Annotated in this window: 20 protein-coding genes; 6 read left to right on the top strand and 14 right to left on the bottom strand. The window is 34.8% G+C overall.

The window, feature by feature from the left end:
- Positions 1 to 14: 14 nt before the first annotated feature.
- Positions 15 to 1070: an NAD(P)-dependent alcohol dehydrogenase gene (locus tag ACEN2F_RS01570; protein WP_441735160.1), complete on the top strand. Its 1056-nt coding sequence runs from the start codon at positions 15 to 17 to the stop codon at positions 1068 to 1070.
- 1400 nt (positions 1071 to 2470) lie between these two features.
- Here the strand turns inward: ACEN2F_RS01570 and ACEN2F_RS01565 are convergent.
- The 3 genes from ACEN2F_RS01565 to ACEN2F_RS01555 form a co-directional block, all read right to left on the bottom strand.
- Positions 2471 to 3298 (bottom strand): HipA domain-containing protein, encoded by an 828-nt coding sequence (locus ACEN2F_RS01565; protein ID WP_441735158.1) that lies wholly within the window; start codon positions 3296 to 3298, stop codon positions 2471 to 2473.
- Between the two features lie 121 nt (positions 3299 to 3419).
- The gene (locus ACEN2F_RS01560) at positions 3420 to 3752 is read right to left on the bottom strand and encodes a HipA N-terminal domain-containing protein (protein WP_441735156.1); all 333 of its coding nucleotides are present in this window, start codon (positions 3750 to 3752) and stop codon (positions 3420 to 3422) included.
- Positions 3753 to 3757: 5 nt separating this feature from the next.
- On the bottom strand, positions 3758 to 3976 hold the full coding sequence (locus ACEN2F_RS01555) for a type II toxin-antitoxin system Y4mF family antitoxin (RefSeq protein WP_441735153.1): 219 nt from the start codon (positions 3974 to 3976) through the stop codon (positions 3758 to 3760).
- A 382-nt stretch (positions 3977 to 4358) separates the two neighbouring features.
- On the opposite strand from ACEN2F_RS01555, the gene ACEN2F_RS01550 reads away from it, so the two are divergent.
- From ACEN2F_RS01550 to ACEN2F_RS01535, 4 genes are read left to right on the top strand one after another with little or no spacing between them, the layout of a single operon-like run.
- Positions 4359 to 5114: a hypothetical protein gene (locus ACEN2F_RS01550; RefSeq protein ID WP_441735151.1), complete on the top strand. Its 756-nt coding sequence runs from the start codon at positions 4359 to 4361 to the stop codon at positions 5112 to 5114.
- 1 nt (position 5115) lies between these two features.
- Positions 5116 to 5541 carry a DUF5675 family protein gene (locus ACEN2F_RS01545; RefSeq protein WP_441735149.1) on the top strand — a complete coding sequence of 142 codons (426 nt, stop codon included), beginning with the start codon at positions 5116 to 5118 and terminating at the stop codon, positions 5539 to 5541.
- A gap of 15 nt (positions 5542 to 5556) precedes the next feature.
- Positions 5557 to 5835 carry a hypothetical protein gene (locus tag ACEN2F_RS01540; RefSeq protein ID WP_441735147.1) on the top strand — a complete coding sequence of 93 codons (279 nt, stop codon included), beginning with the start codon at positions 5557 to 5559 and terminating at the stop codon, positions 5833 to 5835.
- The gene (locus tag ACEN2F_RS01535) at positions 5822 to 5998 is read left to right on the top strand and encodes a hypothetical protein (protein ID WP_441735144.1); all 177 of its coding nucleotides are present in this window, start codon (positions 5822 to 5824) and stop codon (positions 5996 to 5998) included. Before ACEN2F_RS01540 ends, ACEN2F_RS01535 begins: the two co-directional genes overlap by 14 nt.
- Before the next feature lie 108 nt (positions 5999 to 6106).
- Here ACEN2F_RS01535 and ACEN2F_RS01530 read toward each other — a convergent pair whose 3' ends face one another.
- From ACEN2F_RS01530 to ACEN2F_RS01480, 11 genes are all read right to left on the bottom strand, one after another.
- Positions 6107 to 7060: a Fic family protein gene (locus tag ACEN2F_RS01530; RefSeq protein ID WP_441735142.1), complete on the bottom strand. Its 954-nt coding sequence runs from the start codon at positions 7058 to 7060 to the stop codon at positions 6107 to 6109.
- Between the two features lie 83 nt (positions 7061 to 7143).
- Positions 7144 to 7527: a DUF6943 family protein gene (locus ACEN2F_RS01525; protein WP_441735140.1), complete on the bottom strand. Its 384-nt coding sequence runs from the start codon at positions 7525 to 7527 to the stop codon at positions 7144 to 7146.
- Positions 7517 to 7618, bottom strand: a complete 102-nt coding sequence (locus tag ACEN2F_RS01520; RefSeq protein WP_441735137.1) for a DUF6943 family protein — start codon at positions 7616 to 7618, stop codon at positions 7517 to 7519. Before ACEN2F_RS01520 ends, ACEN2F_RS01525 begins: the two co-directional genes overlap by 11 nt.
- Before the next feature lie 1064 nt (positions 7619 to 8682).
- The gene (locus tag ACEN2F_RS01515) at positions 8683 to 10281 is read right to left on the bottom strand and encodes a glycoside hydrolase family 3 protein (protein ID WP_441735134.1); all 1599 of its coding nucleotides are present in this window, start codon (positions 10279 to 10281) and stop codon (positions 8683 to 8685) included.
- Between the two features lie 214 nt (positions 10282 to 10495).
- Positions 10496 to 11758: an MFS transporter gene (locus tag ACEN2F_RS01510; RefSeq protein WP_441735131.1), complete on the bottom strand. Its 1263-nt coding sequence runs from the start codon at positions 11756 to 11758 to the stop codon at positions 10496 to 10498.
- A 208-nt stretch (positions 11759 to 11966) separates the two neighbouring features.
- Positions 11967 to 13259 carry an acyltransferase family protein gene (locus ACEN2F_RS01505; RefSeq protein ID WP_441735128.1) on the bottom strand — a complete coding sequence of 431 codons (1293 nt, stop codon included), beginning with the start codon at positions 13257 to 13259 and terminating at the stop codon, positions 11967 to 11969.
- Between the two features lie 50 nt (positions 13260 to 13309).
- The gene (locus ACEN2F_RS01500; RefSeq protein ID WP_441735126.1) at positions 13310 to 14518 is read right to left on the bottom strand and encodes an anhydro-N-acetylmuramic acid kinase; all 1209 of its coding nucleotides are present in this window, start codon (positions 14516 to 14518) and stop codon (positions 13310 to 13312) included.
- 50 nt (positions 14519 to 14568) lie between these two features.
- Entirely contained in the window at positions 14569 to 16077 is a 1509-nt protein-coding gene (locus ACEN2F_RS01495; protein ID WP_441735124.1) for a sodium:solute symporter, read from the bottom strand.
- 41 nt (positions 16078 to 16118) lie between these two features.
- Positions 16119 to 16949 carry an N-acetylmuramic acid 6-phosphate etherase gene (gene murQ / locus ACEN2F_RS01490; protein WP_441735122.1) on the bottom strand — a complete coding sequence of 277 codons (831 nt, stop codon included), beginning with the start codon at positions 16947 to 16949 and terminating at the stop codon, positions 16119 to 16121.
- A gap of 174 nt (positions 16950 to 17123) precedes the next feature.
- On the bottom strand, positions 17124 to 18389 hold the full coding sequence (locus ACEN2F_RS01485) for a RagB/SusD family nutrient uptake outer membrane protein (RefSeq protein ID WP_441735119.1): 1266 nt from the start codon (positions 18387 to 18389) through the stop codon (positions 17124 to 17126).
- A 41-nt stretch (positions 18390 to 18430) separates the two neighbouring features.
- Positions 18431 to 21526, bottom strand: a complete 3096-nt coding sequence (locus ACEN2F_RS01480) for a SusC/RagA family TonB-linked outer membrane protein (RefSeq protein WP_441735117.1) — start codon at positions 21524 to 21526, stop codon at positions 18431 to 18433.
- 245 nt (positions 21527 to 21771) lie between these two features.
- Here ACEN2F_RS01480 and ACEN2F_RS01475 point away from each other — a divergent pair, with 245 nt between their 5' ends.
- Positions 21772 to 22521: a DeoR/GlpR family DNA-binding transcription regulator gene (locus ACEN2F_RS01475; protein WP_441735115.1), complete on the top strand. Its 750-nt coding sequence runs from the start codon at positions 21772 to 21774 to the stop codon at positions 22519 to 22521.
- The last annotated feature ends 101 nt before the right edge of the window (positions 22522 to 22622 follow it).

Raw genomic sequence — 22622 nt, 5'->3', positions numbered from 1 at the left:
AAAACAACATAATAATGGCGACTACAATAGTAAAAGCATATGGTTCAACAGCACCAACAGAAGATTTAAAACCTTTAGATATTGAAAGAAGAGCTGTAGGAACAGATGACGTAAAAATTGACATCACTTATAGCGGTGTTTGTCATAGTGATATACATACAGCAAGAAACGAGTGGAATGGATCAACCTATCCTGTAGTACCTGGACATGAAATAATTGGTCGAGTAGTAGAGGTAGGAAAAGGTGTTACTAGCCATAAAGTAGGTGATTTAGTAGGAGTAGGTTGTTTGGTAGACTCTTGCCAGACCTGTTCTGCTTGTGAGAAAGATTTAGAACAATTTTGCGAAAATGGAGCAACATTTACGTATAACAGTCCGGATAAACATCTTGAAGGCAAACAAACTTACGGAGGTTATTCAACGTCAGTAGTTGTTGATGAAAAATTTGTACTGCGCATTCCAGAAAATTTAGACGAGGCAGCAACTGCTCCGCTATTATGTGCTGGAGTTACTACATGGTCACCATTACGTCATTGGAACGTAAAAAAAGGAGATAAAGTAGGAGTAGTAGGTTTAGGAGGATTAGGTCACATGGGCGTTAAATTTGCCAACGCATTAGGTGCACATGTGGTTATGATAACAACATCTCCAGAAAAAGGAAAAGATGCTCAACGTTTAGGTGCTCATGAAGTTTTAATTTCAAAAGATGAGGACGACATGAAAAAACACCAAAACAGTTTCGATTTTATTTTAAATACCATTCCTGTAGGTCATGAAATGGATCCATATTTAGGATTACTTAAAATTGATTCAACAATGGTTTTAGTTGGTGCAGTAGAACCGTTAAAGCCATTTCATGGAGGAAATATCATTGGGGGACGTAAGCGTATTGCCGGTTCTTTGATTGGAGGTATAAAAGAAACACAAGAGATGTTAGATTTCTGTGGCGAACATAATATTACGAGCGACATTGAGCTTATCAATATGCAAGATATTAATACCGCTTATGATCGTGTTACAAGCAATGATGTTAAATACAGATTTGTAATTGATATGAAATCGCTTAAATAAAAACGATTTTTCTTCAGCGCATAAAAAATAGCATCTAAGTAATTTTAGATGCTATTTTTTTTTGTACTAAACTATTGCGTCAAATTTAGTTTTATTTCTTTTTTCTAAAATGACTAAGAGATACAGCCTATAAATTTTGGTTGTAACAGTGCTTACGCTTCTGCCATTTCGCTCTTTATATGCTTTATGGTATGTACTTCCAGTAGGGCCAAAAGCATACATGAACTTGTCATACCAATTATTTGATTTTTCATGTCTTCCTAGATTTTTTTGTATTTATGGGTTAAAATATAAAAGAGATTATAAGAGTTATTAAAATTAAGAAAGGAGAAATATTCTTTATTATTAAATTTTAATGTTTTATTTTAATCATATTCAAATAATTCTTTATAGATACTTAGAAGCTGATTTCTAAGCTGATTTGTTTTTAATCCAGTTTTAGATTCAATCTCTTTTAAACTTGGTAACGGGATATCGTCATCTTTATAGTAATCTTTTTCGGTAAGGAAATTTATGAGAGTCGCATATTTAATGTTTTCATTGAAAAGCCTTTTCAATTGATCCGTGATTGAAAGTAAATCGATAAGGATTCTTTTACAGACAATTTATGTGATTCCATTTATATTTAAAAGTTGATAAAAAGTAAAAAGAGAAAATCATGGGGATATTAGGGAAATAAAAAACCTTAACGCCTTTGTTTACAAGGGTTAGGGTAATTTTCCTGCGGAGAAAGAGGGATTTGTTTGTTTTTAAAAAATGGCGTAAAACAAAGCTTTACAAAGCTTTTTGTTTTAAGTGACACCTCAACTGACACCTCTCTATTTTGAGCAAATTATTCTAAATTCTAACTAGTCAAATATAAGCTTTTTAAGGCTATAATTGATGATAAATTATCAAAAAATGAACAGCTACTTGTTCATTTTTTAAATAGGTAGCTATTTAATTTTTGAAAAGTATGGCCATATAGTTGTTCAATTATTGAATAGGTAATCTACATGAAATTTGATTTGATAATAGCATAGGCTGGTGTTCAATTTATGAATGGGTAATCTATAATTTATTAAACATGCTCCTTTAAAATAAGAACGGATCAAAACGTTTCTCATCCCACTATTAGTGGTTCGACCTGTTCAATTTTTAGGCTAGTGTATTGACAAAATTCCTCGATTGACACAAACTCATTTTGGAGCTTATTGAGCTCCTTTCTTATTTTTTGAAGTAGTCTAATGCTTTGACGATAACTCTTCCCGGTTATGCGTTGTATGTCTTTCGGGTAGATACACAATCTCTTGTTTTGGGTTTTCATAAACTATCTATGGCTTTAATTGGGCTTTGATTTACTCTAAAGTACTACTTGTCAAACTTTAGTGAAGCCTAAATTTATGAAAAAAAGTGTTTGCTTAATCAGTCTCAAATAATCTTTGGTATCTGTCTTCTAATAGCGTTTTGTATTTTTCTTTGAATTCATCCGACAGGAATGAATTATTTATCCATTGGATGGCGAGGGGTTTATTTTTTTGGAATCGCTTTGCCATTCCTTGTATTTGTTTTTCATTTAATCCAAGGTTAATACCCAGTTTTTTGAAGTGCTCCCATTTTAGTTTTTTCTTTTTCCCATCCAAGGTCAGGGCCAACTCTTCAGTGTCGTCTGGATTAACGATGGCCACATTCAATAAATCATAGGCTGGTGCCAATGTCCAAGTTTCGCCGAAATGAATCATCGAAAAGTTTTTCAAGTGCATATCATTATTACCGGTCAGGAAACTGAAAATACCCAGTTCGAGAAAGTACACTTTGTCGAGCAAGGTGTTGTCTGAAAATTCATCTAAGGCTTTGCCTATTTTTTCCATCGAGCTTTTGTACTTGTCAAAAGCTTCTGTGATTTGGAACATGTCCAACATGTGAATTTTTTCTCCAGTTTCTGTTCTGTCGATGCGTTTGGTGATATAGGATAGTTCTCCAGACTGTAATCTTATTAAGCTAGATTTTACGGTATTGATTCCGAAAGCTTCCGCAATACGCATTGTTACATGCTCATTTTCGGGCATTTCAGGAAATTGTTCGGATGGTGGTTTGAAAATATAATTTCCGCCCAAGGCTCCAATAACGGTAAGGCGTCCTTTGCTTCCGTCCTGTATCGTATCGTTTACAATAGACAAGGACAACTTGGGTTGTACTCCGGGCACTGCCACACTGCGCTCCACCACATTTTTTGCTAATTCTACCATTTGCTTTAGCGAATGATCGAATGCCGGCTGTTGTTTGGTACCGAAAAATTCTAAGCTGCACCGCTCATGGAAATCACCAACGCTTTTATCGTTTAATGATTGGTAACAATATAAACATTTCTTAGACATCTTCAGTTGGAATTGGTTGAACACTTACTGCTCCGATACAATTTTGGCAACAAGCCAAAAGGAGTCCCATGCGATCGTTAGGATTGATTTTCCAGTTTTTGGCGGCGATATCCAGTAACCATCCTTCGGGTATCAGACCTTCAAAAAATGGGAATAACCGTTTTTCCGTGTATGGTTTTACTCTTACAGGCATGTTCAAAGTGATACTTTCTTTGGGATGTTCTGCAACATACTTTTCTTCGTATTGAAAGTTATAATCCCCATCATCTGTTTCTGTGAGTATTCCTGACAGAAACTCTTTATAATAGATAGCTGCTTTTCTCATAGAATCTAATCTTCACTATTGGATAAATCTCGGGTATTTACTGGAGCTAATGTATGTCCGAACATTTTAAGTACCTGGTTTACTTTTTCGAGATTCAGGTTTTCCTTTCCTTGTTCTATTTTTCGTATCACGGTAAGGGCTACTCCGGCACGTTCCGCTAGAGCTTCCTGTGTGAGGTTGACCTCATTTCTTTTCTCTTTCACAAAATCTGCTATTGTTTTCATATCCGGAAACGTATTTTTTAATAGATCATACTATAATTGACTTTCGAGGCATTCGTTTTCGCTCATGCGATGTCATGATTATATGCTTTTGCAACGATTTTAAACAAATGTATTAAATTATATGTAAAAGCATATAGTTTTGATTAATTATTTATATTTATATGCAAAAGCATATAGTTGTAATTGATTGTTGATTTTCAATGACAACTGACATTTAGGTCAATTTCTGCCATTGATGTCACTTTATGACATATGGAACAGCAGCGTCTTTTTTATCTGATTTAATAGCTTAAAATTTGTTTTATAATCAATCGAAAGTGTTGCAACAGGATGAGGATTGAAGGAATTTTAAAGGAAAAATTAATTTTAAATTTTAGAAATTATGGCAAGACAGAAAGGCATAATTAAGTTGAAAGGTACTATCGGGGATATTACTTTTTACAAAACTCAAGACGGGCATTTGGCCAGAGAAAAAGGCGGCATCGACGCAAGCAGAATCGCGAGTGATCCTGCATTCCAGAGAACACGGGAAAACGGTTCCGAATTTGGACGAGCTGGGAAGGCCGGGAAAACTTTGAGAACGGCATTACGAACGTTACTTATCAATTCTGCTGATGGCAGAATGGTCAGCCGATTGACTCAATCTATGATAAAAGTCATTCAAGCGGATCTGGTAAGTGAGCGTGGATTGCGTAACGTGATTGATGGCGAAGCAGAATTGCTTGCAGGTTTCGAATTCAACATCAGAGGAAAACTAGGCACTTCTTTATTTGCTCCTTTTGTGGGGACAATTGACCGTGCTACGGGTGATATTATGGTTGATTTGTTGCCGTTTGTTCCTGCGAACATGATTGCGGCTGCAAGTGGAACTACTCATTTCAAAATCATCTCCGGAGGTGCCGAAATCGATTTTGAAGCAGAAACTTTTGTAATTACAACTTCTCAAACGGACATTTTGCCGTGGGACAGTAATGAAACTGTGGCTATTAATCATGTCAATCCGGTTACTCCGGACAGTACGAAACCCTTATTTTTGGCTTTAGGTCTTGAATTTTTTCAAGAGGTAAACGGTAGAATGTATCCGCTGAAAAATGGCTCTTTCAATCCATTGGCTTTGGTTCAAGTGAGCGGTCTGTAAGATGGTTTTAGTGTTAAAAAGGACGTATTTTCCAGAGGGAACGCAAGGAATTCTAGAATGGAACGGCACCATAGTTTGTTATACCATCGAGTTGCCCTGGTTGAAAAACCAAAGGCGTATTTCTTGTATTCCTGAAGGAGAATATGTTTTGCAGAGACGGTTTAGCCCCAAGTTCCAATGGCACTTGCAGTTAAAAAATGTTCCGGGAAGAGATTTTATATTAATCCATCCCGCCAACGACGCTAAAATGGAATTGTTGGGCTGTATCGCACCTGTAACACAACACACCGGAATAGGGAAGGGAAGTTCATCGCGAAAAGCGATAGAAAAATTAAAGGCTATAGTTTATAAAGTTATGACCTATAATGAAGAAGTGAAAATAAAAATCCAATCTAATCCTTTGAAACCGCTGAGGATGACAAGGTAAAAAAGTAAAGAAATTATGAATATAGTTGAACGTGCAAAAGCACCAACCCCAAAGTTTTTTAAGATTTTGAGAAATATTGGAATGGCATTATTGGCTATTAGTGGCAGTATCATTGCAGCACCGGTCGTTTTACCAGTAGCCGTTGTGAGTATTGCCGGGTATGCAGCCCTAGCGGGAGGAATCATTTCAGTAATTAGTCAAATTACGGTTGACGATACGGCCAACTCAGAGCAGGCCATCACCAATCGGATGAAAAAAAACAATCAAAATTTACCGCGAGATGGAATCAAATAACACTTTATCAATCGGAACCGCATCTGGAACTTTATTAAGTGTCATGCCAAATATTGTTTCTGAAGATATTCTAAAAACGATTATCTTAGCGGTGGTTGGAGCGATAATCAGTTTTATTATTACGCTCCTTTTAGCAGGATTAACAAAATTTAAAAAGAAATAATTCGGGTTTGGCTTGGTAACCTTTTCCCGAATATATTAGAAAGTCTGGTCGTGAGATCAGGCTTTTTTTATGCTTAGATAATGTTACATTGGTTATTATTGACAATAATTATTTTATCAGGTATTTTGTTTTGTTCAGAGTTCCTGAAATTTCAAACAGATTCAGTACGACCCCTTTTTTTAAGTCTCTACTTGCCGTTGCGGATGATATATCTTTAAAGATATTCATGTACTCTTTTCTTGTGAATTCTTTGAGTCCAAGAGTAATAAAATGATCTAATCTGTCAATATCCCGTAAAATTCGATTGTTGTAATTGAGTAGACTTTTTAAAGACTCGTCAATCACTCCAAGCATGTATTCAATAAATACAGTAGATTTTCCGACCTTATCACTAAGCGCTAATGCATTATAGTACTCGTTTTGTGATTGGCTAATTAATGTTTCAAATGGGAGGAATTCAAAGACCGGATATTCAGATCTTAAAATTAAGGTTTGCCATAATCGGCCCATTCTGCCATTACCATCTAAAAAGGGATGGATGAATTCCATTTCATAATGAAAAACGCAGCTTTTTATTAAAGTCAGTTCCTCGGAATCTTTGAGATATTCAAACAAGTCCTTTATTAAATAAGGAACATTGTCATGCGGTGGAGCAATATGTTCTACTTTAGTTCCTTTCACAATTCCAACAGCCTGTTTTCTATATTTTCCCGCGCTGTCGATTAATCCTTTCATTAATTCCTGATGTGCTTTTAAGAAACTTTTGTCTGAGGAATAGCTATAGTCTTTTAATTTTTCGTAAACTTTAATTGCGTTTATAACTTCTATTACATCTTTTTCAGGACCGATTACCCTTTTGTTTTCGATTAATGCAGTAATCTGTTCTTCTGTCAAAGTGTTTCCTTCAATTTGAAGCGACGAATGAATGGTTTTAATTCTGTTCTGCTTTCGAAGTTGAGGAGATTGTTTGCTGAGGTAGGTAGCGTTTACTTCTCCAATCTTTTCGGAAATAGAACGTATCAGTTTTAAAATATTCGGCGTTATGTCGTAAGGAGGTTTCATTGATGCTATCATTTGATAGTATCAAAAGTAATTTTTTTAAGGTTATTTTCCAATAGTATCGCAATTTAATAGTTGCTTTTTTTTTATTTACAATACCTCAACAATATAACCCGTCTCATTTCATTTATGAGTACAATATTCTTCTGGAATTGATCCTCTTTTTGTTCCAATAACCCCAACGCCTGAATTTGTTTTTTATGCAGCTCATGTTCCTGCAACATTTCATTTACTTTTGAGTTAAAATCTTTTTTAAAATCGTCAATTCGTAAAAATGGAATTACGGACCCTACTAACGATTGGTGCCAGAATCTTGCTTTCCATAAACTATAAGCCAACCAATACACTGTTTCGGTATCTTCTTCATTTTGAAATAGTATTACAAAACTATTGGTGAAAGGTTCTTTTTGTGGTTTTACCAATGCGTTGTTATTGTTTTTTTGGTATTGGTGAATTTTGCTACGCTCCATTTCCGCTATTCATCTCTTTGTTGAGTATGAAGATTTGGTTTGCTTTGTAAATTGAATTTTTTTGATGTGTTTTAATGATGAAATTTGGCATGGCGTGTTGGTTTTAAATATTCGACTTTAATTTTTTGAAAAGAAAAAAGAGAAAAAAAGAAAGCACTAAAACAGCAGCAATGACGAACGAAAATGGAGGGAGGAACGACCGACTGAAAGTGAGGAATGGAGGCTATGTTTGCTGGATTTTTTTCTTTTTCTTTTCAATAAATTGCAGGAACGTCTTGTTGAGGTTTTTCTGGGGACGTTATTATGAAAACGGCAATCAAACACCCCCAAGCACCGCAAGGAATGGAGCTAAAATGAAGCGATAGCGTAATTGTAGCGCAATGTATGAGGAGCGCAGTGGCGGGGTTGCGGCAATCGAACAGCCACCTGAAGCCGAGAATTGCAGCTGGTGAGGAACGAGACGTAAAATGAAGGAAAAAGAGCGTGAAACGGCGGGGAAAAAATAGAAGATAGCCGCAGGCGTTCCTTGATTTAGGGCAAAGTGACGTTTTTCACGGAACGGCGCCAACCCCGATGGCTGTGCGAAGAGCGCAACCGCTGAAAAAATAAAGGGCGACAGACATGATACTGCTGGAATGCAGTGAAACGGAGCCTGCGGAGTGTAACGAAATGAAGCGGTATTGTGGATGTACTAGCCCTGCCGAACGCAGGAAGTGAACGTGTGAAGATGAGGAACGAAACAGTGCAAAAAAACAGCTGCTGGTTTTCAAGCTGCTGGTTTTTTAGTGCTGTGAAGTGTCTGCGGAATGGAGGGAAACCTAACTAATGAACTGAAATACTGAATTGTTTATTTCCAAAAAGTGTTCTTATGAAAAGGTAAGGTTGACTGACTGAAGCTGCCGAACGGAACAAAGAGAACGACCGAAGAGAGACCGCTTGATTGCTTTTTTTGGAAAGATATACTTTTGGAGTGGAATAGTTTCCTTTGATTGCGCTAGTGTTGGAGATTGCTAGAAAGGCCTGCAAGTATTTTGTATTACTTGCAGGCTATAAAGGGATACTAGCACGAAATATTATAGTACCTTATAATTCCAAGGTATTAATTACAAATTAGTAGCAAATCAAAGGTATATGGAGTATCGGGTTGAAAACGTTTTATATTATGTTAAGATGCACAGGAATAGAACCTTTACAGGTTAAATTGTTCAATAATTGCGTTGCAGCACTTTCTTGAAATTCATTAAAGTCTTGATATACCTGTACAACTCCAAAAGCGGATTCTAAGTTTGGAATAACTTGTAAGACATACGGATTTCCAAAAACATATAAAATGCACTTTTTATTGCTTAATAAATTTTTTAAAAAAGCTAGTACAGATTTTTCTATATCAAAAGTATTTGTCGGTTTAGCTTTTGGTACAAATAATGAAATAAGAATCGTTTCGTAATCTGCTAGATTTTTTTCTACATCTTTAATAGCATTTTCATCTTCTATTTCAATACAAAATTCGGGAGAAGAGAGCGAATGATTCAGGGCTCTGAAAAAGGCGTTATCAGTGGTTTTAAACAAACTTAGTTTGGCTAATTTATTCTTATTTTTAGCTTTAAAAACAGCTTCTGTATTATTGTTCCCTTTGATTTTGGTAAGACAATTTTCTGCAATTTTCCGGTTCAATTGAGATGCTTTTTCGAAATCTAAAGAAATTGAAACTGGAGTTTTACTATCCAAGATCCCAGCCTTTTGCTTACATTTCATTAAACGATTATAACTGGCTTCAATCCTTTCCGGGCTTGCTTTTTCGAGAATTTCCTGAATTCCTTCTGCAATATTTTCTGCAAAACAGAGGACATCGTTTCCAGCATTAAAAGCTTCCCATTCGAGTTGTCCTTTTTTGGAATACAATTTGGAAACACTGTGCATATTCAAAGCATCCGAAATAATCAAGCCATCATAGCCTAATTGCTTTCGCAAAAGGGTTTCAATGATGGAGTTTGATACCGTTGCCGATATATTTTTCCCTTCATTCAGTGCCGGAACTGCTAAATGTCCGATCATGATAGAATCCACTTTATTTTCGATTCCTTTTATAAATGGAACCAATTCATTTTCTAACAATTGTGCCAAATTTTCTTCCAAAACAGGTAATCCCAAATGAGAATCGACATTTGTATTGCCGTGTCCGGGAAAGTGTTTCAGACAACCTAAAACATCTACTTCATTCATTCCTCTTAAATATTCCAAGGCAAAAAGAGCTACTTTTTCTTTGTTTTCACCAAAGGAACGATACCCAATTACCGGATTATTTGGATTGTTGTTGATGTCAGCCAAAGGTGCTAGATTGTAATGAATTCCCGCTGATTTCAGGTCTAACCCAATTTGTTTTCCTACTTCATAAACCAAATGATGATCACCTTGATTTAAAGCACCAAGGGTAATGGCAAAGGGATATTGAGGTGTTTTTTCGACTCGCATGGCCAATCCCCATTCGGCATCAATGCTCATTAGAAGTGGAGTAGTAGCAGATTTTTGATAGCGAACAATAAGATCTTTCAAACGCTGGTAACTGTCATCGTTTAAAACAATTTTCTTTTTGGCCTCATAGTTGGTGGCGGCACTATCTCTACTATGAAAAAAAGTAAGTCCGCCTATATTTTGCTCCTTGATTAAGCGTTCGGTTGCTTGAATATTTTCTTCAGTGTCGTTTATAAAAACCGCAGGAAAAAAGAATTGTCCTATTTTTTGTTTTAATGTCATAATAGCGCTTTTTAATTTAGAAATTTAATTTACTTAATTGTAGATGAATAAAAAAGATTCGCTAACGCGAAAATGCAGATAAATACAGAATATAAATTTTTTAGAAAATCAACGGAAATGCTTTTCGTATTTGTTTAAAATTTAATCTTTAAGAGTCGGTTTTTAACTTTGTCTCTTTGAACTAAATCCCTTTCAACAATTACTTTTTTTTAAATTATCCTGTTTTCTTTCCAAAGTATTTTGGAAATATTAGAAAGCGCGAGAGGATTAATCCTGGTATTGTTGCCAGAAATACCCAAATAAAGAAATTGGCATATCCTAAATATTCTTGGATAAAACCGCTCAGCATTCCCGGAAGCATCATTCCTAAAGCCATAAAACCAGTTGCAATTGAGTAGTGGGAGGTTTTTGATTCCCCTTCGGCCACATAAATTAAATACATCATAAAAGCTGCAAAACCAAAGCCGTAACCAAATTGTTCCGCAATTACCGTAATGTATATAAAGTAAATCGATGTCGGATGAAAATGAGCTAGTAGTATAAACCCAATTATAGGCAAATGCATGGATAAAATCATGGGCAACATCCATTTACCAAGTCCATCACGGGAAATAGCTATTCCGCCTATGATGCCGCCAATTGTCAATGAAATTAGGCCAACAGTGCCGTAAACTATTCCGATTTGCTGGGTTGTTAAACCCATACCGCCAAGTCCTTTTTCGTCAAGAAGAAAGGGTGTTAACATTTTTAATAATTGAGATTCACCCAATCGAAAGAATAAGATAAATGCCAAAACAATTCCAATTTGCTTTTTTTGGAAAAAGCTAAAAAAAACAGTTCCAAAACTGACTAAAGGAGTTGCTGCTATTTTGGTGTTTTTCACTTCAACTTTTGGAGTAGAAAAATAGTTGTAAAGGGTAATTATGGACATTATTAAACCGATAATAATCATTGTGTAAGACCATGCTTTCTGTTTGTCGCCATATTCTTGTTCGAGAAAACCAGCTATAAATACAATTAATCCATTTCCGGTGAGCATGGAAAGTCTGTAGAAAGTGCTTCTGATTCCCAGAAAAAAAGATTGTTCTTCTTTGGCTAAAGCCAACATATAAAAACCGTCACTGGCCACATCATTCGAAGCAGATGCAAAAGCGGCGACCCAAAATATGGATAAACTTATTACAAAAAAATGATTCATAGGGATGGTCAATCCTACTATTAAAAATGAAATGGATATTATAAATTGCATGGCCAAAAACCACTTTCTCTTGGTCGAATAAAGATCAATAAAGGGGCTCCATAATGGTTTAATTACCCAGGGTAAATATAGGAGACTGGTATAAAATCCGATATTTTCATTATTAACACCCAGGCTTTTGTACATGATTACTGATACTGAAATAATAATTGCATATGGCAGTCCCGATGCAAAGTTTAGAAGCGGAATCCAATACCAAGGTCTGTTTTTTATATTCATGTTTTAAAGGAGTTTCATTATTTTTATTAATGCCGTTATATTTAATACCGTTAGGTCGTTTTAATTCTGATTCAAAAAAGAAAGTAAAAAATGAGGGCGGATTACTAATTAATTTTTAATTTAAAATAAAAGTAGTTTTCCTGTTGTAATTTCTTTCCCAAATCTTAAAGTCCGCTACTTTGGGGTAATGAGTTGTGGCTATTTTAGATCAGACTTTAAAAAAAAGTTTCTTTTTATAAAAAAACCATAAAACAAAAGACCAAAAAAGGATATTAAGCAAAGCCCATATTAGAGAAGCAAGTTTTGGATCATCAAAATAAGGCAGAATACAAAATCTATTTAAGTAGTCTTGTAATCCTATTTGTTCCGGAATTTCGTTTAGATTTCTAATAGCATACTCTGGATTAGGAACTTTTATAGACGATAAGACCCGAGGCAATATTCCCGAAAGAAAGAAAACAATCATTGGGTTTACACCCCAAACTAATACAGGTGTTGTCCAGTTTTTGTAGCCTTTGATATCGATTATATAATAAAGAATAGCTAAAAATAATGTAGCAAAACCAGCTGTATAAAGCACAAAAGAACTTGTCCACAATGATTTATTTAATGGAAAAAAATCATTCCAAATTAAACCTACAATAACCAAAGCTAGGCCTGAACCAAACATTTTTATGGCTTTCTCTTTTTTAGTCAAACTGCTATTTAATAGTTGTCCGACTAACAAACCAATAATGCCGTTTGCAATAGCAGGAATTGTACTAAGAATACCTTCTGGGTCCCAGGTTTTAGAAAACGACCAGAGATGATTTTTTAACAATAAATTGTCTATCCAAGCCGCTAAATTCGTGCCTTTATCTAAATTTGCAGGTCCAAAATTAGGTACTGGTATTAATGTCATGCTGGCCCAATATCCGATTAATAACAGTAGAACAATAATTATTTGCCCTTTGATTTCCGTTTTTAGATAAACCAGTGAAGTAAAGAAATAGACGATACCAATTCGTTGTAAAACTCCAGGCAAACGGACATCGCTATATTCGGTTATACCACTAAAAGCAAGAAAAATAAAAATAAAAAATAAGGTCAAAACTAAGGACAATTTTATTTTTGGTTTGAAATTTCCAAGCAATGCATAGGCTACAATTCCCGTAATAATCAATTTTGACATTAGCAGGGGATAGCCATCTAAATCAAGTATTTCTATTTTACCATAAAATCCTAAAAAAAGTCCAAGTGAAATAATTCGCAAGGATCGTGTTAGTATTTTTAAAAAGCTTTGTTGATTCAATACTTTGGACAGAATCGCAAGAGGAATTGCTGCTCCTAAAATGAAAATAAAGAAAGGGAAAACTAAATCAGTTGGAGTACAACCATGCCAGTTGGCATGTTCCAGAGGAGCGAAAATATTTCCCCAATTACCAGGATTATTTACCAAAACCATCATCATAATGGTAAATCCTCGCAATATATCCAGTGAAATTATACGTTCTTTTGTCATTTTTTAATTTTTTTAAAAAGGAGACGTGATTTTTTATCAGGTTCTTATTTTTAATTAGGAAAGGAAATTTTTCCCATCGAAACCGCAGGAATACCTTCACGTGATCCAAAATTTGAGTTTCCTCCCGAAACTGTTTCATTTGCTAAAATAGCAAACAAGATTGCCTCTTTTGCATCACCTGGAATGCCTAAGATATCTGTTTTTAAAAATTTACAGGTTAGTAATTCTTTTAACCAAGACACCAATAAAGGATTGTGTGTTCCTCCTCCAGACATGTAAATTGTAAAACTGTCTGTGTTATATTTTGTGTTTTTTATAGCGTAAAGAATTGATTCGGCTATTGTTTCTGCACTGAATCGTGTTAATGTTGCCAATAAATCTGGAATTGAAATGTTTTCAGTATTGGATTCTTTCTGTGCTTTTATAACATATTCTATGCTGAAAAGTTCTGGCCCTGTAGTTTTTGGAAACGGTTTTTCGAAGAATGGATTGGATTTAAGAATCTGTAAAAGTGAGGAATTCACAATACCTTGGAAAGCAATTTTAGCATCTTTGTCGTAGGCTTTATCTGGAAAATAGAATCTGGTAAAGGCATCAATTAAAGTGTTGCCGGTTCCTGTGTCAGTAACAAAAACTTCTTCCGGATTTAGATCCATTGGCAAATAGGTAAAATTTGCGATACCTCCGATGTTGAGCATTATACGATTTTCTCCTTTTTTACCAAAAATTAAATAATCACCGTAAACTGCTAGAGGGGCACCTTCGCCGCCGGCGGCAAGGTGTTTTTGTCTGAAATCAGAAAGCGTTATAATCCCTGTTTTTATAGCAATGTGATCTCCATCACCAATTTGTAAAGTAGCGTTTGGAAATTTTTCTTGTTGATGTAAAATTTTTGGTAGGTGTAATACTGTTTGTCCATGCGAAGCAATTAGATCAACTTCATTACTTTTAATTTCCCATTTTTCCAAGCACTTTAATACCATGTTGGCATGCAAGATACCTATCCATTCGTTTAATAAAACCAGACTGTGGAAATCAATATTTTGTTTTGCAAAAACTTTTAGAATTTCTGTTTTTATTTCTTGTGTATACTCAACGGTATCAAACTCTACTAGTTTGACTTGTGTGTTTTGGCCTGAATCTAAAATTTCGCATAAAGCTACGTCTAGGCCGTCCAAGGATGTACCTGACATTAGTCCGATTATCCTGCGAGCAGGTTTTTGAGCGATTTTATAAAGTAATTCTATATTTACATTCATATTCACAAATAATTAAATTTTAAAGGACTATTTTCTTTTTGCAGATGATTTTAAAAATGTAATTCTTCATTAGAAGTTTTACTTACTAGGTATAGTCCTATAAACGTAAGTAGTCCATTTAGTATGATTAACTCATTATCAAATACGTACCCAAACAGGAGTGTTTTAGAATTTTCGCTAATAAAATAAGTCAGTGCTGGTGATAATAGACAGATTATAGGGACTAGTTTGTCATTTACTTTTTTTGATTTTTTAAATATACCAAAAGAATATAACCCCAACAAAGGGCCATAAGTATAGGAAGCAACCTTGAATATCATTCCGACCACAGAACTGTCATTAATAGAGTTGAAAATTAGAATTACAATAAACACTAATACAGAAAAGCTAATGTGTACAAAATATCTAGTTTTCACCATGTTTTTTTTATTAAGATTTTCTGTTTTATCCATATTAAGGAAATCTACACAAAAAGAGGTAGTAAGTGCTGTCAATGCTGAATCAGTTGTTGCGAAAGTAGCTGCAATAATCCCTAATAAAAATACAATAGCAGGCATTATTGATAGATGATTTAATGCAATTTCAGGAAATAATAAATCAGTTCTGGGTTTATTTGTAATAAGATCAAGAGGAGCGGTGATTCCATTCTTATTTGCATAAATATAGAGAAGTGCACCAACACTAAGAAAGAAAATATTGATAACAACAAAGATTCCGGTAAATGTGAACATGTTTTTTTGAGCTTCGCCAATATTTTTACAACTTAGATTTTTTTGCATCAAATCTTGGTCAAGACCAACCATTGCAATCGTAACAAACATGCCTCCTATAATTTGTTTCACAAAGTGAAATTTACTAGTCATAAAATCGTCAAAGAAAAACACTTTCGAGTAGTTACTGTTTTTTACTTCATTGAATGCACCAATCGCATTTAAATCGAGACTGTCGCAAATGAAATAAATAGTCAGAATAACAGAAGTTACCAGGAAAAAAGTTTGTAAAGTATCAGTAATTATTATTGTTTTAAGACCACCTCTGTAGGTGTAAGAAAATATTAAAAGCAATGATATTAGTACTGTCAAGAAGAAAGGGATTTTATAGAAATCGAAAACATAACGCTGCAGTACTATAACTACTAGATAAAGTCTAAATGCGGAGCTAATAGTTCTACTAACTAAAAAAATAGTAGCTGCAGTCTTGTAGCTATAGAAACCCATTCTCTTTTCTATATAGCCATATATAGATGTTAAATTCATCCTATAATATATGGGTAATAGCAGTTTAGTAATAATAACAAATCCTATAGCATTCCCTAGTATAAATTGAAAGTATTTGAATTGTTCTCCACTTGGAGCACCAACTTCTCCTGGAACTGAAATAAATGTGACTCCTGATAGAGCAGTACCTACCATCCCAAAAGCTACTAGATACCATTTTGAATTTTTATTAGCTTTGAAAAATGCTTCATTACTATCATCTTTCTTGCTGACTCTATGTGATATATAGAACAATATACCAAAATAAACAATTATAAGGATCAGGATTGCATTTGGTGTCATTTTATAATCTTTAGGAGTTTGTATTTTTGAATAACGGAGCGTTAAATATCAAGATTTTTATTTTGATTGAGTAATACTGCTCTTACGCTTTTATGTTTTTCTAACAATTTAGAAGCTGATTTTTCATCTATTTGGAGTTCTTCAACAATCATTTCTATACCTCTTTGTACCAATTTATTATTGGATAATTGCATATCGATCATTTTATTCCCATAAATTCGTCCTAGTTTAATCATAACTGAGGTAGAGATCATGTTTAGCACTAATTTTTGCGAGGTACCTGCTTTCATCCTTGTACTTCCAGTGAGGAATTCTGGTCCTACAATTAATTCAATAGGATAATCAGCTTCTTTTGAAATCAGACTTTCACTATTGCAAGAAATGCTTCCGGTGATAATATTATTTTCACGGGCTTTGTTTAAACCACCGATGACATAGGGTGTATTTCCTGAAGCAGCAATTCCTATAACTACATCTAAACCTGAAATGGCATATGCCGATAAATCTCTCCAAGCTTGATGAACATCATCTTCAGCATTTTCTACGGCTTTCCTAATGGCGGAATCACCTCCGGCTATGATACCAATAATCCAATTATCGGGAACTCCAAAAGTAGGGGGACATTCTGAAGCATCAAGAATTCCAATTCTCCCAGAAGTGCCGGCTCCAATATAAAATAAACGGCCTCCCAGTTTCATTTTAGATACGATACTGTCTACCAGTTTTTCAATATTTGGAATTTGTTTTTCAATTATAGCAGCTACTTTCATATCTTCTTTATTGATATTTAGAAGTAGTTCCTGAGTACTCATTTTGTCTAAATTTGAATAAAGGGATTCTTGTTCTGTATCAGTAGTATTATTCTTTTTCATTTTTTGTGTAAATTAATTTGGATAAAAAAGTGCGCAAAGAAACCCATAAACTATTTTTATGCAGTCATTGCTAACCTTTTGTAAATAACAATAGAACTATAAAAGTGGATTTTACTAGTTTGAAAAAACGAGGCGACATAAAAACAGATTAATCGCCTCGATTCTGTTTTAGTTTTAATTAGCTGGATCAGCAGGAGTATTTGTATTGTTAAATCTTTCTGAATCTGGATAAGGATACCAATTACGGTTTCTTTCTGCTCCTACAGTTCCACTAGCTGGACGATTAAATCGACGTGTATCTTCAAGTTTCAAACCAGACATAAACAACTCAATACAACGGTTTCTATATATTTCTGTTAGCACACTTGCTTGGTCAGCTGCTCCAGAATAGGCCGGCAAATTTGCGCCAACACCCCACGCATCAGATGCTACCGTTTTTTGTAATATTCGATTAATTTCTATAATAGCTTGCGGCAACTGATTTTTTCGTGCCAATACTTCTGCTCTGATCAAAATCATTTCACCTGGCAAATAAATAGGGACTGAAGAACCTACACTACTCCAAAATCCAGCTCCTTTAACTGCTGAAGATGTAGAAATTGGATTGATGTAAAAATTAATACGCCCATCAGCTGTGGCTGGTTGTAATGCTGCGGGTAAACCTAAAGTACGTCCTATTGGCTGATAATTATTCGCAACTAAAAATGCAGTTGCTGCAATTGAATTTTGATTTACAGCATCGAAAGGAAAGCTAGAACGGATAGATAAATTAACTAAGGTCGCATGTTCAAATGCTTTATCTAAATCGCTTGGGCTTCCGGACATCAGATAAAACCTAGCCAAAAGAGCATTAACCGTGTTGGTATAATTTAAATTACCCACTAAACCAGAAAAACCAGTTGCACTAGGTAATGAAGTCTTGGTATCTTCCAAGGTTTTAATTACTACTGCAAGTACTTCGGCACGTGAGTTAAAAACGGCATTTTTTTCAGTTGAGATTGGCACTCTTTCAAAAAATTGAATTAAATTTCCCAATGATAAAGCTTTGAAAATTGACGCATGTACTAGTATGCTGGCTTTTTCAACTGGTAAGCTAATGCGATCAATATTATTGATCACTTTTTGAGCTTCCGAGTTCAGAATTAAGCTTTGCGCCCAGATAGTGCTTACCACTCCGTTAACTGGTAAAACCTCTCCAGAACCAGCAAATAATGCAACTTCATCTGCATTTCCGCCTTGTGGAGCACCAAGCTCATTTGTCGTAAATCCATTTGCAGTTATGATAGCATACCCAAATGGACTCTGGCGTCCAACACTAAATCGTGATTGTAGCCCATTGGCAACGCCAACTAAACCATCGCGGGAAGAAAACACATCTACTTCTGAAGCGCGAGTTGGATCTAAAAATTCTTCATCGCAAGAGGTTAGAAACAAGCTCATAAGAGCTGATAATATAATAAATTTTTTCATTTTTCTTTGTATTAAAATTTAAATTTAATCGCTAGTGCAACAGTACGAGGAATTGGAATTGTTCCAAAATTATATCTTGCCACAGCTGATTGTCCACCAGAATTTACCTCAGGATCATAGCTTGTAAACTTATCCCATGAATAAAGGTTACGACCACTAAGATTTATTATAAAGTCCTCAAAGAAGTTATTCAATTTACCAAAAGAGTAATTTATTGAAACTTCTCTTAGTTTAAGATAGCTACCATCAACAATTCGAAATTCTTGGATGTTATAAATAGAATAAACATAACCACGTGGTAACTCTCCTCTTAACTCTTGAGCAACTAATTGTCCAGAACCAGTACCTTGACGTGTTCTATAATCAGCATCCCATATATCTCCGCCGCTCACACCGTCCAATAAAACAGAAAGACCCCAATTTTTATAGTTAACATTGGTGCCAAAAGCATAGATGAAATCTGGATTTGGATCGCCAATCTCTTTATTTAAAACATCACCAAACGGTTGTCCATTTGCATTTCTTTGAATTACTCCAGTTGCTGTGTTTCCGCGTTCTGTTTGCGGCAATCCATCGGGCATAAGTAACAAGCTTCCATCAGGATTACGTGCATAGTAACTTCCAAAATAAGTACCAACAGGGCGATTCAGCTGAACTGCAACAGGAGCACCCGCTGGATTTGAATCTAATAAAAAGAACGGTTGGTTTAATTTAGTAACTTCATTTCTGTTTCGGCTCATGTTACCATAAATCTCAACGTTAAAATCTTCACTTTTAACAACTATACCTTTCACAGTAAATTCTAGCCCTTTATTAGTCATTTCGCCTAAATTTTCAATTGAAGAAGTTGCGCCAGTTGACGGTGCCGCTTGTACACGCAATAGTAAATCTTTAATGTCGGCTCTATAGTACGTTCCAGAAAGTGTTAATCTATCATTAAAGAATCCAAAATCAGCTCCTACTTCATAAGATACATTGCGTTCTGGTATTAATCCTAAATTTCCACGGCTGTTCCCCGCAAGTGTAAAAGAGGTTTGTCCAAAGAGGTTACCTGTAGAATAGTTAGTAAATCTTGAATAAGCCCCGATCGCCGTTAAGTTTCCTGATTCTCCCCACGAAGCTCGCAGTCTTGCAGTGCTCACTTTACTGTCTTTCATAAACTCCTCGCTGGAAAGCACATAACTTCCGCTCACTTTTGGATAAATTTGTCTTCTTACATCGGCTGAGAAAATTGTGGATGCGTCCTGCCGAATTGCAGCGGTTACAAATAATTTATTTTTATAGCCGAAAGTTTCTTGCAGATAAACACCCCACAGGTTATAATTTGTTTCTGCAGAAGAAGCGGAACCACCTATTATAGTATTGGCAGCATTTATATTTTCAATAAATGGTTTTAAATCTCGTCCTTGAACAGAAAAAAGTTTGTCTCTATAATATTGCACATTGTATCCTGCATAAGTTGTTGCTGTAAAATCTTTTGATATATTCCAAACGTACCTAAGATTTAAATCATTGTTTAATTGATAAACTTTATTATCGGTTTCTGACACAAACCCATCGTTATAAGTACCTACATTAACAGGTGAATAAGGGAATCTTGGAATAAAACCAAATCCTTTTTGGTTAAAATTGTCTAAACCAACAATAAAGTCAGCATTGAAATTTTTAAAAGGCTTGTAATTCAACAGTACATTTGCGATCACACGATCGGTTTGCTGTCCAAATTTGAAAGTTTCAATAACAGAGAGTGGATTAACACGACCTGGATCAACTGCTAATAAATTACCATTACTATCGCGTGTAGATATGTCATAAATATTATTGTTTATCGTCGAAGAATTCATCGGACTGTAAAAAACATTCCCATCAGGCTTGTCTTCAGAGCGAGAGGTAACATAATTTACTCCAAAGGAAGCAGAAAGCTTTTCATTGATTTTATTTTGAACTTTAAGATTTAGACCCAGTCTTTTGTAATCGGTGTTTTTTACAATACCACCATTTTCTAGATAACCAACCGATGCAAAATACTTAGTGCTAGTATTACCGCCTGCGACTGAGAAGTACGTGTCAGTACCAATACCAGTGGTGAAAATATCATCCTGAAAATCATAACGAGTTACATCCTTCAAACGAGTGTCCATATTTGTAAGCCCTTGAGGAACCCCAGCTTGATTTAAACCTCGACTTACAGGGACAGTAGTGGCTGAACTAGCAGGAAATCCAGTAATTGGAAATAATGCTCCACTAGCTGCAGGTATTTCAAATTGTTTATTTACAAGATTGACATCTAATTTTTTGCGTAAAGAATTAACAACCAAACTTGTTGAAAAAGTGTACGAATCTTTACCAGCTTTTCCTTTTTTAGTAGTAATAATTACAACACCATTTGCTGCACGAGATCCATAAATAGCTGCTGCGGCGCCACCGTTAAGGACTTCTACACTTTCAATATCGTTTGGATTGATATCGGAAGTTCGGTTTTGTCCTATTACTAAGTTTGTATTACCACCAATCTCAGGATTTGAAACATTAGCACTACTGTTACTAATAACCACACCATCGATAACATAAAGTGGATCAGACCCTCCCAAAATAGAAGAAGTACCCCTTAATTTAATTGAAAACCCTCCTGAGGGATCACCTGAATTTTGCGTGATCTGTGCTCCTGCAATTTTGCCTTGTAAGGCAGATGCAAGTCCGTTAGGTTGTGTTTTAACTAAATCTGACGACTTAATACTAGTTACAGCATTACCCATTTCTTTCCTTGTAGTTCGAATGGTTGATCCCATTACAACCACTTCATTTAATGTATTTAGCTCTTCAGACATCCCGACATTAATAGTACTGCTGTTTGCAGTAACTTTTACTTTAGAAGTAGCGAATCCTATATAGCTAAATGTAAGGATATCTCCTGTGGAAGCAGAAATACTGTATTTTCCATCAAGATCCGAAACGCTACCTTCAGAAGTTCCATCTAAGGTGATGGTAATCCCAGGGATAGGTATGCCATCCGCTTTGTTTTTGACAGTTCCAGTAATTGTTTTTGTTTGTGCAAAAGCACCTAGGGTTAACAAAAACAATAATAAAATTAGGAATAATTTTTTCATAATTATAGGGGTTATTTTATGGTTAGGAAACAAATATATCCATTATTTGCATATAAATGCGATATTGTTAATATATCTTTCAATTTATTTGATAATAACGCATTATAATGCAATTTAAATTTCATTTTGAATCATTTTTATCATTTACATTACGTAAATAATGCATCTCATAAATAATATATAGCAACATATATTTATTCTAGTTCAAATATTTATATCTTTGGCAATATTTTTAATTAATTGAAATGCTAAAAGTAGAAAGACATAAATACATTCTGGGTAAACTTCATGAAAATCAAAAAGTTAGTACTATTGATCTAGCTTTGGAATTGAGTATTTCCGAAGATACAATACGAAGAGATTTAATAGAATTGAATAAAAAAGGTCTTCTTGAAAAGGTATATGGGGGCGCATTTCCTGTTATTGATAAGCCTGCTAATATTTTTGATATCGCGATTGTGAATCGAGATAAGAAAGATATTATAGGAAATAAAGCCCTTTCTTTAATTACTGATGGACAGGTTATTATTATGAGTGGGGGAACTACAAACCTTGCTTTTGCTAAATTAATTCCATCTGATCTGAAAGCAACTATATATACTTATAGTTTGCCAATAGCCATGCAACTCTCACAACATCCTAATGTTGAGTTAATTTTTATTGGAGGAAAAATGCAAAAAAATGCAATGGTTACAATTGGATTGGATGTGGTGCATGTATTGTCTAAATTAAAAGCAGATATTTGTTTTATGGGGGCTAGTAGTATAAATGTTCGTTTGGGTCTTACAGAAATGGGTTACGAAGTGTCTATTGTAAAAAAAGCAATGATGCAAGCCTCAGATAAGGTAGTTACGATGGTTTCTTCTGAAAAACTAAATACTAAAATGCCTTACGTTGTTAGCGAACTTAACCAACTAAATACTATGATAACTGATCTGAATCCAAAAAATCCTATATTGGAAGAGTATATAAAAGCCGGTGTTAAGGTATTATAAATTGCATTATTATGCATTATTTAATAGTTTATTCTAAATTAACGCATAAAGTTGCAATTATTTAGGATGTTTTTTTATATTTGCCTTAATAATATTCTTAA

The organism is Flavobacterium sp. W20_MBD1_R3, assembly GCF_052119725.1.
Classification (GTDB): domain Bacteria; phylum Bacteroidota; class Bacteroidia; order Flavobacteriales; family Flavobacteriaceae; genus Flavobacterium.
This window is presented reverse-complemented; position numbering and strand designations above follow the sequence as displayed.